Source organism: Arthrobacter sp. NPDC057388 (assembly GCF_042668165.1).
In the GTDB taxonomy this organism is placed as follows: domain Bacteria; phylum Actinomycetota; class Actinomycetes; order Actinomycetales; family Micrococcaceae; genus Arthrobacter.
Genome location: NZ_JBHVBL010000054.1, coordinates 16867 through 27346, shown reverse-complemented (window position 1 = coordinate 27346; position 10480 = coordinate 16867). Strand labels below are relative to the sequence as shown.

Genomic DNA, 10480 nt, shown 5'->3' with positions numbered 1-10480 from the left:
CGCAAAGCCATCACCGCCCGCGACCAAGGCTGCGCGTTCCCCCAATGCACCATGCCCGCACCCTGGTGCGAAGCCCACCACATCACCTACTGGTCACGCGGCGGACCCACCAGCACCACCAACGGCGTCCTGCTCTGCAGCTACCACCACCACCTCATCCACAAAGAACGCTGGACCATCGAAGTCACCACCGAAGTGCCCTGGTTCAAACCCCCACCAGAACTCGACCCCCAACGAAAACCACGCCGCAACCAATACTTCACATCACGCCCCCGGCGCGAATAAGCGCTGGCCCGCGTGAGCTGCAGCCGGCCAGCCGAGGGCAGGCGCAAACACGGACCGCGACACCGTCCGCAACACAGCGTCAGCCGCCGCGAGTTCACCTTGGACGTGTATTCGGACCGGAGACCAGAGAATGCTTTGCGGCCTCCCATATAAACCGGAATGCCCTTCGCCTACGCCCTCAGCCTGGGCACTGTAACCCGGGGGTCGCTGGCGGTGGCAGCTGAAGATCCGCATACCCGGGCGGCGATGCTAATCGCCGCGTAACTGCACTAATTAACCATGCTGGTCAGCCTTCGATTCACTGGCTAGGCTCTTCCCGCCGTGACACTTGTATTTTTCCGAACCTGATCAGCCGCATCCCAGGAGAGCATCATGCCCGCCACCTACACCTTCGACGTCTTTTCCAGCCTCGACAGCTTTGGCTCACACACCGGCAACTGGGGCGGTTACTGGGGCAAGCAAGGCCCCGAACTGCTTGACCGCCGCCTCGCGCTGTACGGCGAAGAGCAGCGGATGGTCTTTGGAGCCAACACTTATCGGGCGTTTGCACAGATGCTGGCATCGAGCAACGAAGGGTCCGAGGTCCGGGATCCATGGGTCACACGGATGAGAAACCTGCCGGCAACGGTGGTGTCGCGCACGCTGCAGGAGCCGCTCGACTGGCCGGACGCCACCCTCGTAAGCGGCGATGCAGTGGACGTCGTGGCCCGGCTCAAGGAGGAGTCAGTGGTGCCGCTCCGCTCGCACGGCAGCCTGTCGATGAACCGGGCACTGATGGCCGCGGGCCTGGTGGACCGGGTCCAGGTGACCCTCTTCCCGGTGATTACCGGACAGACCGGGGAAGCCCCGATCTTCCAGAACGCGGCTGACTTCGACCTTGAGCTGTTGGAGAGCCGCACCCTCGACGGCAACACCCTGGAACTCATCTACCGGCCAAGCCCGCACGCCTGAAGCAAGGCATCCAAAACGACTGAAGCCGGCCAGGCCCTAGCGCACCCGTAGCGCGTGGGCGTCGGTGATGCGCTGCAGCTCGCCGTAACTGATGGAGAACATGGAGTGGTGGTCCCCGGCGCCGGCCCAGAGCACCGTGTGTTTTTGCAGCGAAACGTCCAGCAGCGTGCGGATCTTCGCCGGATGCCCCACCGGTGCAACGCCGCCCACTTCCTGGCCCGTGTGGTGCAGCACGAAGTCCGGGCCGGCACGCCGAATCCGCCCGGTGCCCAGCTGGGAGGCGACCAGTTTGACGTCGACTTTGGCAGCACCGCTGGCAAGGATTAGCAGGGGAGCGCCCTCCACTTCGAACACCAGGCTGTTGGTGATCGCCGCAACATCGCAGCCGAGCGCGTCAGCCGCGGCAGCCGCCGTCGGGACCGCCCCGGGAAGAACCGTTACCGTGTCGCGGGCGCCGGCCGCCGTCAGGGCGCGGCGCACATTAGCCACGGGGTCCGCAAGCATGTCCATGCTCCTGTTCTCAGTAGCCCTGGGCATCCAGGATTGCGTCTTCCTCTTCTTCCGCTGTTGGCCGCTTGCGCTTCCGGGCAACGGGCGGACGACGGCGGGCTCCCGCGGCGGTGTGGGCAGGCTCGCCGTCCGCCAGCTCGGCGTCCTCGGCATCCATGGCGGCGTTGCGTGCCTGCTGCCGTGCCGCATAGCCAAAAGCCACGAACATGAGGACTCCAAAGGCGAACCACTGGAGCGAATAGGACAGGTGCGTCCCCTCATCCACGGAGGGCATGGGGAACGGCTGCGGCATGTCCGCAACCGGCGGCGTCTCGGACGCGAGCTGCCCGTAGGCGCCGGTCAGGAGCGGATACCCGAGTTCGGCCGAGTATGTGGGCAGGTCAATGGAGGCCAGCTGGCCCTCCGGCGCGCCGCGCTGCAGCGTGGGTTCGCTGTGCTTGAGCCGCACCACTGCCGTGATCTGCCCAGACGGCGGCGCCGGAACGGAGTCCGGCCGGCCGGGGGTCTTGTTGCCGATCGGCAGCCAGCCCCGGTCAATCACCACCGTCTCGCCCGACACGAGCCTGAACGGCACCACCACCTCGTACCCGGGCTGCCCGTTCAGGGGACGGTTGCGCACGATCCGCTGCCCGTCGACGTCGTAAGTTCCCTGGAGCTTGACCTGCGTCCATTCCCGTGACGGGTCCAGTTCATCGAACTGAGCCCGGGCCTGGGCAAACGTGACGGGCGTGGCCGAGTAGTTGGACGTGACCCGCTGGATTTCCGCCAGCGTCTCGGCCCGGCGGTCCATCTGCCAGCGGCCCAGGAACACGCAAGCCGTGGCAAAGATCGCGGCCAGCAGAAGGTAGCCCAGCCACTTGCTGGAAAACAGGAACTTGTACATTCAGCTGTCCCCGCCCAGCTCCGCCGCCTGGAGCGGCACGGTTTCCTTCCACAGCCCCCGGGTCTGCAGGTAGTCCTCCAGCCACGCCCTGTGCTCTTCGCACGCCAGCCAAACCTTGCGGCGCTCCGGCGTGTGGATCTTGGGGTTGTTCCAGAGGAGCTGCCAGGACGCCCCGGCCCGGCAGGCTTTGCGGGAGCAGGTGGCCGCGGCGGCGGGCCCGGCGAGATCGCCGTTGCCGCCACCCAGGTTGAAAATGTTCATGAAGCTTTCTGTCCCCGGCCGTCGTCGTCTTCTTCGTCATCAGCAATGAGCTCGCCCTGGAGCACGGTTGGCTCCTCCACCGTGTCGGCGCTGTCAGCACTCCCGGGTTCTTCAGCCGCTCCCAGTTCAGCGTATGGCGTGTAGTCCAGCAGCGCCTCGCTGTGGATCTCCGCCTTGTCCGAACCGTTGGCGATCACCACCGCGACCCACGGCAGGAAAACCGCACCCGCCACCGCCACCAGCTTGAACCAGCCGTCCAGCACGAAGATCAGGATCAGGCACACCATTCGGATACCCATGGCGAGGGCGTACTTGATCATGCGCTCCCGCATGTCTTCGGAATGCGCTGCCGCGGCGTCCGTGATGCTGATTACTTCCGGATGGCCGGCGGAGGAGTCACGCTTCCCGGGCGTCTGTTGTCCGGGTTGGGGTTCAGGTATCACGACTGTCTCATCACGCTCCAATGGCTACCCCAATTCTCTCACCATCCGAAGGTGGCTCCCAATCGGACGATAAGATCGGAGGCAGTTCACAATCCAGCCACCACAGCGGAGCCATGCTCCGCGGAAATCCGGAGCACACATGTCTGAAGCAGCAACCACGGCCCGCAGCGTCCTCATCACCGGCGGAAACCGCGGCATCGGCCTGGCCATCGCGGAGGCATTCCTGGCCAACGGGGACAAGGTGGCCGTGACCTACCGCAGCGAATCCAAGCTGCCGGAGGGTGTTCTGGGGGTCAAGGCCGATGTGACCGACGAGGCCTCCATTGACGCTGCGTTCGCCGAGGTCGAGGCGGCCCACGGCCCCGTCGAGGTGCTTGTGGCCAACGCCGGCATCACCAAGGACACGCTGCTGCTGCGCATGAGCGAGGACGACTTCACCTCTGTCATCGACACCAACCTGACCGGCGCCTTCCGTGTCATCAAGCGTGCCTCCAAGGGCATGATCCGCCTGCGCAAGGGCCGCGTCGTGCTCATCTCCTCCGTCTCCGGCCTGTACGGCGCTCCGGGACAGATCAACTACTCCGCTTCCAAGGCCGGCCTCGTGGGCATCGCCCGTTCCCTGACCCGTGAGCTCGGCTCGCGCGGAATCACGGCCAACGTGGTGGCCCCCGGCTTCATCAACACGGACATGACGGCCGAGCTGCCGGAGGCCACCCAGAAGGATTACCTGGCCAGCATCCCCGCCGGTCGTTTCGCCGACGCCTCCGAGGTGGCCAATGTTGTGCGCTGGGTCTCCAGCGACGAAGCTGCCTACATCTCCGGCGCCGTGATCCCGGTCGACGGCGGCCTGGGCATGGGTCACTAAGCTCCCGGCATCCCGGCGTACTTCCGTCACGGCGGCCCGCCGGCTTCTTTGTCGCGTTCCGACAAAGGAAACCGGCATGCCCGCTGGCATGATGGACTGCAGGCCACCAGTAATTAGACGTTTCGAACAAATTTAGACAAGGGAGCCCACATGGGACAGCTGGACAACAAGACTGCCATCGTCACCGGATCTTCGCGCGGCATCGGCGCCGAAGTTGCCAAGATCCTCGCCGGTGAGGGTGCCGCCGTCGTCGTTAACTACCGCCAGAAGGCGCCGCGCGCCAACAAGGTGGTTGCCGGCATCGAGGCCGACGGCGGCCGTGCCGTTGCCGTTGGCGCCGACCTGACCAGCCTCGAAGGCGTGCAGGCCCTGGCCAGCGCGGCCATGGAGAACTTCGGTTCGCTGGACATCCTGGTCCTCAACGCCTCGGGCGGCATGGAGACGGGCATGGAGGAGGGCTACGCACTCAAGCTGAACCGCGACGCCCAGGTCAACATGCTCAACGCAGCGGTGCCCCTCATGAAAGAGGGCTCCCGCGTGGTGTTCGTGACCAGCCACCAGGCACACTTCATCAACTCGGTTCCCACCATGCCCGAGTACGAACCGGTGGCCCGCAGCAAGCGCGCCGGCGAGGACGCCCTGCGTGAGCTGCTGCCGAACCTTGCCGAGAAGGGCATCTCCCTGGTGGTCGTCTCCGGCGACATGATCGAAGGCACCGTGACTGCCACCCTGCTCGACCGCTCCAACCCGGGCGCGATCGAAGCACGCCGCGCCGAGGCCGGCAAGCTCTACTCCGTGGAGGAATTCGCCGCTGTGGTTGCCAGCATGGCGACCGCCGACGTCGAGTCCGGCCACACCGAATACGCTGGCGGCGCAGATTACTTCGGCAAGAACGCCGGCTAGTCACCAGACATTGTCCGCGGTCCTGCCGCGGACGCCCCTGTAGCAGTGGTTTGAAAGCGGATCCCTCCTACGGGGCCGTTGACACGAAGGCCCGGCGCACCCGCGCCGGGCCATCGCCGTCCCGGGACCGGCCCCCAATCAAGGCCGAAGAAGCCGTTGTCCGGGCGGCCTGGGACGCCTAGGGTCATAGCCATGGCAGAGGATGCAGTACTGAAACGGACCTACCCGGCCGGCGTCCCGTGCTGGGTGGACAGCCAGCAGCCCGATGTTGAAGCGGCCATGGGGTTCTATGGCGGATTGCTCGGCTGGGAGTTCGACGCCGGTGCGGCACCTCCCGGGGATGCAGGCAGTTACGTCGTCGCCCGGCTCGGCGGCCAGGAGGCGGGCGCCATCACCGGTTTGGACACGGGTATCCACGGCGTGCCCGCGTGGAACACGTACATCGCCGTCGAGGACGCCGATGCCGCGGTCCGGCACCTGCTGTCCGCCGGTGCAGCCCTGAAGTCTGCCCCTGCCGATACCGGCGCGGGCGGTGTCCGGGCCGTGCTGGCCGATCCCGAGGGCGTGGAGTTCCGCATCTGGCAGGCCGGAGACCGGCCGGGCGCTCAGGCGGTCAACCTTCCGGGCGGCTGGAACTTCAGCGACCTTCACACGGCGGACACGGATGCGGCGGCCGATTTCTACGCCAGGGCCTTCGGGTGGCAGTTCGACCGCCTCGGCTTCGGCACCATGATCCGCCGCCCCGGCTACGGTGACCACCTGGAGGCCACCGTCGATCCAGGTATCAGGGCCCGGCAGTCCGGAGACGCCGTCCCCGCAGGTTTTGCGGACGCCGTGGGCTGGCTGGCCCCTGTTGCTGCGGGGGAGCGGCCGCACTGGCACGTCACCTTCACCGTTGCGGACCGGGCGCAGGCGGTTCGGGAGGGAGAACGCCTCGGTGGCCACGTCCTGCGACAGGAGGACACCGAGTGGACACGGACCGCCCTGATCCGGGACCCCGGCGGGGCTGTCTTCACCGCCAGCCAGTTCACCCCGCCGTCGGGCTTCTAGGTCCGGCCCGGAGCAGGTCCGGCCCGATTATTTCCGGCCGGGTGGGTTCGGCGCCGGATGGGTTCGGCGCCGGCTGCGTTCGGGTCAGACGCCGGCGATGTGCCGGACCGCGTCCAGGTAGGGCATGTTGACGGCGGCGTCAGCCACGGCGCGGACGGCGGGCTTGGCATTGAAAGCCACCCCGATGCCTGCGGCGCCGAGCATGTCGAGGTCGTTGGCGCCGTCGCCCACCGCGATGGTGTGCTCCAGGGCGATGCCCTCGGCGGCGGACCATTCGCGGAGGTATTTTTCCTTGGCGGCGCGGTCGATTACTGCGCCGAGGACCTTGCCGGTCAGGGCGCCGTCCACGATCTCCAGCTCATTGGCGATCCAGTAATCCATGCCCAGTTCCTCGGCGATGGGGCGCAGGATCTGGTTGAAGCCGCCGGAAACCACAGCCACGGCGTGACCTGCGGCCTTGAAGGCCGCCACCAGGTCCGCGGCTCCTTCGCTCAGCTTCACTTCCGCGCGGACTGAATCGACGACGTCGGCAGGCAGGCCCGCGAGAACGGCCACCCGGGCGTGGAGGCTCTGCGCGAAGTCGAGTTCACCGCGCATGGCGGCCTCCGTGACGGCGGCGACCTCGTCGCGCCTTCCGGCGTAGGCGGCCAGCAGTTCAATGACCTCCTGCTGGATCAGCGTGGAGTCGACGTCCATGATGAGCAGCTTGCGCTCCGCGTTCCGGAGCTCCGCCGGAACGATGGCGGTGTCCACGCCGCTGCGCCCTGCGTTCTCCTTGGCTGCGGCCACCGTGTGGCGCAGGCCGGCAATGTCCGCGGCAGATGCTGACGGCACCGAAAATTCGAGGGTGCAGACTTCGAAACGTCCGTCGCCCGCGCTGGAGGTCTCTCCGAAGGTGGCGCCCGCGCCCGCAAGCAGGGACCGCAGGTTCTCCGGTTCCGAGGGGGACAGTTTCAGGCCATAGCTGACCGCAGTCACGTTCGAAGTCATGGTTGCAATCTTATCGAGCACCGCGGCGCCGCCCGAATCCGTTGCGCTTGGCCTCGTTGCACCGTGTCCGCCGCACTGCGCATTGCATCTGCCGTCCAGCCCGCTCCCAGCAAACATCCGGACAACGCAGAGACCTGTCCGGCAGAATGGACCGATGATCTCTGCCCTGACTGCGCGCCTCCGCCCCTCGCCCTCACCGAGGGTGTCGCAGCCGTCACTTTTCTGCTGGGCCGGAGCTCTCCTCGTGGCAGGCGACGCGGTCTTTTGGCTCATGTTCGCCGCCGTCCAGTCGGACTCGGGGCTGGCCGCGATGGACGGTCCTGTGCACAGCCTGCTGCTGGACTGGCGCAGCCCTGCCGCGACTGTGCTGCTGGCGGTCGTGTCCGCCGTGACCGCACCGGAAGTGCTGACCGTCGCCGGTGCGGCGTTCGCCCTGGCATGGGTTGCCTGGAAGCGCGAGCTGTGGCGCCCCGCGGTGCTCATGGGGGCCATGCTGCTGGCCGTGGTGCTGACCACCCTCATCAAGCAGCTTGTCAGCCGGTCGCGGCCGCCCGCTGCGGACTTCCTGCTGGGCCCGGACGACGCCCTCTCGTTCCCCTCGGGGCACACGGTGGGGATCGGCGTCTTCACTGTGGTGCTCGCCTACCTTGTCCTGTCACGGTCCGGAACGCGTACGACGGCGGTCCTCGGGTTCTGCGCGGCCCTTGCAGTTTCGCTGCTGGTCGGCTTAAGCCGGCTGTATCTTGGCTATCACTGGCTCACCGACGTTGTGGCATCCTTCGGTGTGGCGCTGGCAGTGGCCGCCGTAGCCATGTTCACGGACATAGCCCGGCAAGGGTCGGTCAGGCTCCGTCCCGGAAGTCCGGAAAGCCGGAACCCACGCCGACCGGCCGCCGCCGATCCGTCAGCTCCGGACCCGCAGCCGTAGCAGCGCCACGCCTGCGGCAGCAACCACGGCAGCCGCCAATCCGCTGATGCCGGAATAGCCGGCCATGCCCATAACCGGTCCTGCCAGGGCGCTTCCCACCGCGCCGGCCAGGGACATGGTGGCATCCGAAAACCCCTGGACAGGAACGCGCTCCGCGGGTGTGAGTGTGGCGACGAGCAGCGTGGAACCGGCAACGGTTGTTGCCGACCAGCCCAGCCCCAACAGGACCAGGCCGACGGTGACCGAGCCCATGCTGTGCGAGGCGAGCCCGGCCAGTGCTACCGCCGCGAGCAAGGTGAGCAGGCCGGCCAGCGCGGCGGTGCGCGCTCCGAGGCGGTCGGTGAGGACGCCCATCAGTGGCGAGAGGGCGTACATTCCTGCGATGTGCAGCGAGATGGTCAGACCTATCAGTGCGATGGTGTCCGGATTCCCGGCCGAGTGTCCGGCATGGTGCTGCATGTGCAGCGGCGTCATGGACATCACGGCGACCATCACCGCATGAGCCGCAATGACGGCGATCACCGCTCCGCGGGCGGATGGATGCTGCCTGACGATCTGCCACCCTTCGCGCCAACTGCCGGAACGCTGCGCACCGGACAGCGGGTTCCCGCCGTCGAGCGCACGGCGGGCCAGGAGCGGGTCCGGGCGCAATGCCATCGCCACAATGCCGGCACCGGCCACCATTCCCAGTGCGGAAATCAGGAAGGGCCCGGCAGACGGGGGAATGTCCAGCCAGCCTGCCAGGACGGCACCGGGAGCCACCATGTTGGGTCCCGCAACGGCACCGATGGTGATGGCCCACACCACCAGGGAAAGGTCCCGTCCGCGATGGGCGGGTTCGGCCAGGTCAGTGGCGGCAAAGCGGGCCTGCAGGTTGACCGCCGAGGCCAGCCCCACCAGGAAGGCCCCGCACAGCAGGAGCACAAACAGTTCCGTGGTCACGGCGGCGACCATCAGGAACGTGCCGGCGATGGCCGCGGCCAGGCCGGTTGTCAGGGCAATGCGTCGGCCCCGCTGGAGGGCCAGCCGCGACAGCGGAATCGCCGTGAACGCGGTGCCCAGGGTGAGGGCCGTGTTCACGGAGCCGGCCCACGCTTCGGAGCCCGACAGGTCAACGGCCAGGATAGAGCCCAGTGCGAGGGTTGAGCCGTTCCCCAGGCCGGAGAAGATCTGTGCGATGGAAAGGGTTCGCACAATGCGGCGCTGGGTGGAACTGGTTGCTTCGGCGGTGCTGGTCAAGTCGTACGGTCCCCTCGGACATGTCTCATCGTGGAATCTCCACACGACAACTGTGGTGTCATGGGTTTATGCAGTTCAACCATGACAACATGCACGGGGTGCGGCTGGCGGAGTCCCTCGTCAACATGCTGGCTGACGGCCCCTGGGACACTGGTACGCTGCAGGGCCTGCTGGCAAGCCACCTGTTCCGCTCGCCCCGGGTTACGCCCGCCATCCATGACGAACTGCGGGAGTGGGCCGTACGGCTGCGGGCAGTGTTCGCAGCGGAGGACCAGGAGGCCCGCTGCGCAGCAGTCAACAACCTGCTGGCCGCCGGGGTGCGGCGCGTGTTCCTGACCACCCACGACGACATGCTCCCGCATCTGCATTTCGCGGATGCCAGCGAAACCCTGGTGGAAAGGGTGCGTGCCGTCACCGCCGGCGGACTGGCCATCTTCATGACCGAAGCGGCCGGCGAACGGCTGGGCGTGTGCGCCTGGCGGGACTGCAGCCGCGTCTTCGCAGACACCAGCCGTGGCGGAAACCGGACGTACTGCTCAGTCCGGTGCGGCAACGCCGACGCCGTCCGCCGCTACCGCGGCCGGGCGCGCTCAGGCTGAGGCGCGCGGTGGGCGTCAGAACCATCTGGTCCAGCTTGGGCAGGGCATTTCCGGCAAACCCAATCAGCCCTGCCGCCATGACTCAGCCCCGTTCTGGAGCGCCTGGGGATGGATCAGCCGGTCCATCGATTGCCAGGCCTCCACCATCGCCGCGCATGCGACGACGGCCACAATAGACAGCCCCGCCCTGTCCTCGGCCCTGCCGAAGCCGTATGTATACCGGCGGGTGGCCGCCCGCCGGCCCAGGATGAACGCCACCTGTTTGCTAGCCTCCAGGGCATCATCGACTGAATCGGCGGCATCATGGGCGTGCGGGACGAACAGCTCATAAAGCCAGCCCTTCAGCCCCTTGTGACGCTTGTGCCCGTGGCCGTGCGGATTGTCATGCCCGTGGGCATGCTCTTGGCCGTGCCCGTGATCATCATCACCACGGCCATGCAGGTGATGGTCTGCAGCATGTCCGTCCGCCGCCAGGCCGGTGGTCTGCGTCCGGTCACTCACGATGCCGCTCCCTTCATGCGGTGGTGCGCTGGCTGCCCGCCGAGCGCATGCTCCCCTGGAAGATGGCATCAC

The 10480-nt window shown here is 67.2% G+C and carries 14 protein-coding genes; 7 read left to right on the top strand and 7 right to left on the bottom strand.

Going from position 1 to position 10480, the window contains the following annotated elements; all coding sequences use genetic code 11:
• Window positions 1-285 (top strand): HNH endonuclease signature motif containing protein (locus ACFUTU_RS19060; protein WP_377967125.1); only part of this gene is annotated, 285 nt, incomplete at its 5' end.
• 372 nt (window positions 286-657) lie between these two features.
• The gene (locus ACFUTU_RS19055; protein WP_377967123.1) at window positions 658-1236 is read left to right on the top strand and encodes a dihydrofolate reductase family protein; all 579 of its coding nucleotides are present in this window, start codon (window positions 658-660) and stop codon (window positions 1234-1236) included.
• 36 nt (window positions 1237-1272) lie between these two features.
• On the opposite strand, the gene ACFUTU_RS19050 is transcribed toward ACFUTU_RS19055, so the two are convergent.
• Genes ACFUTU_RS19050 through ACFUTU_RS19035 form a run of 4 tightly spaced genes read right to left on the bottom strand, consistent with a single transcriptional unit; the run spans window position 1273 to window position 3354 of the window.
• Window positions 1273-1746: a YbaK/EbsC family protein gene (locus tag ACFUTU_RS19050; RefSeq protein WP_377967121.1), complete on the bottom strand. Its 474-nt coding sequence runs from the start codon at window positions 1744-1746 to the stop codon at window positions 1273-1275.
• Window positions 1747-1756: 10 nt separating this feature from the next.
• Window positions 1757-2629, bottom strand: a complete 873-nt coding sequence (locus ACFUTU_RS19045) for an SURF1 family protein (protein WP_377967119.1) — start codon at window positions 2627-2629, stop codon at window positions 1757-1759.
• The gene (locus ACFUTU_RS19040) at window positions 2630-2890 is read right to left on the bottom strand and encodes a hypothetical protein (protein ID WP_377967117.1); all 261 of its coding nucleotides are present in this window, start codon (window positions 2888-2890) and stop codon (window positions 2630-2632) included.
• Complete coding sequence (locus ACFUTU_RS19035; protein ID WP_377967115.1) at window positions 2887-3354, bottom strand: DUF3099 domain-containing protein; 468 nt, start codon at window positions 3352-3354, stop codon at window positions 2887-2889. The genes ACFUTU_RS19040 and ACFUTU_RS19035 overlap by 4 nt, the downstream gene beginning before the upstream one ends.
• A 118-nt stretch (window positions 3355-3472) precedes the next feature.
• On the opposite strand from ACFUTU_RS19035, the gene ACFUTU_RS19030 reads away from it, so the two are divergent.
• The 3 genes from ACFUTU_RS19030 (at window position 3473) to ACFUTU_RS19020 (ending at window position 6151) form a co-directional block, all read left to right on the top strand.
• A complete protein-coding gene (locus ACFUTU_RS19030; RefSeq protein WP_377967112.1) occupies window positions 3473-4198 on the top strand; it encodes a beta-ketoacyl-ACP reductase in 726 nt (241 codons plus the stop codon).
• A 150-nt stretch (window positions 4199-4348) separates the two neighbouring features.
• A complete protein-coding gene (locus tag ACFUTU_RS19025; protein ID WP_377967110.1) occupies window positions 4349-5101 on the top strand; it encodes an SDR family oxidoreductase in 753 nt (250 codons plus the stop codon).
• A gap of 192 nt (window positions 5102-5293) precedes the next feature.
• Window positions 5294-6151, top strand: a complete 858-nt coding sequence (locus ACFUTU_RS19020; protein ID WP_377967108.1) for a VOC family protein — start codon at window positions 5294-5296, stop codon at window positions 6149-6151.
• 84 nt (window positions 6152-6235) lie between these two features.
• Here ACFUTU_RS19020 and serB read toward each other — a convergent pair whose 3' ends face one another.
• Window positions 6236-7141 carry a phosphoserine phosphatase SerB gene (gene serB, locus ACFUTU_RS19015; RefSeq protein WP_377967106.1) on the bottom strand — a complete coding sequence of 302 codons (906 nt, stop codon included), beginning with the start codon at window positions 7139-7141 and terminating at the stop codon, window positions 6236-6238.
• Window positions 7142-7295: 154 nt separating this feature from the next.
• Between serB and ACFUTU_RS19010 the strand changes: the two genes are divergently transcribed.
• On the top strand, window positions 7296-8069 hold the full coding sequence (locus tag ACFUTU_RS19010) for a phosphatase PAP2 family protein (protein WP_377967104.1): 774 nt from the start codon (window positions 7296-7298) through the stop codon (window positions 8067-8069).
• On the opposite strand, the gene ACFUTU_RS19005 is transcribed toward ACFUTU_RS19010, so the two are convergent.
• Window positions 8046-9308, bottom strand: a complete 1263-nt coding sequence (locus ACFUTU_RS19005) for an MFS transporter (RefSeq protein ID WP_377967102.1) — start codon at window positions 9306-9308, stop codon at window positions 8046-8048. The two genes, ACFUTU_RS19010 and ACFUTU_RS19005, sit on opposite strands and share 24 nt — an antisense overlap.
• Window positions 9309-9376: 68 nt before the next feature.
• Between ACFUTU_RS19005 and ACFUTU_RS19000 the strand changes: the two genes are divergently transcribed.
• The gene (locus ACFUTU_RS19000) at window positions 9377-9907 is read left to right on the top strand and encodes a CGNR zinc finger domain-containing protein (protein ID WP_377967099.1); all 531 of its coding nucleotides are present in this window, start codon (window positions 9377-9379) and stop codon (window positions 9905-9907) included.
• A gap of 63 nt (window positions 9908-9970) precedes the next feature.
• Here the strand turns inward: ACFUTU_RS19000 and ACFUTU_RS18995 are convergent, their stop codons facing one another.
• The gene (locus tag ACFUTU_RS18995; protein ID WP_377967097.1) at window positions 9971-10408 is read right to left on the bottom strand and encodes a hypothetical protein; all 438 of its coding nucleotides are present in this window, start codon (window positions 10406-10408) and stop codon (window positions 9971-9973) included.
• Window positions 10409-10480 lie beyond the last annotated feature (72 nt).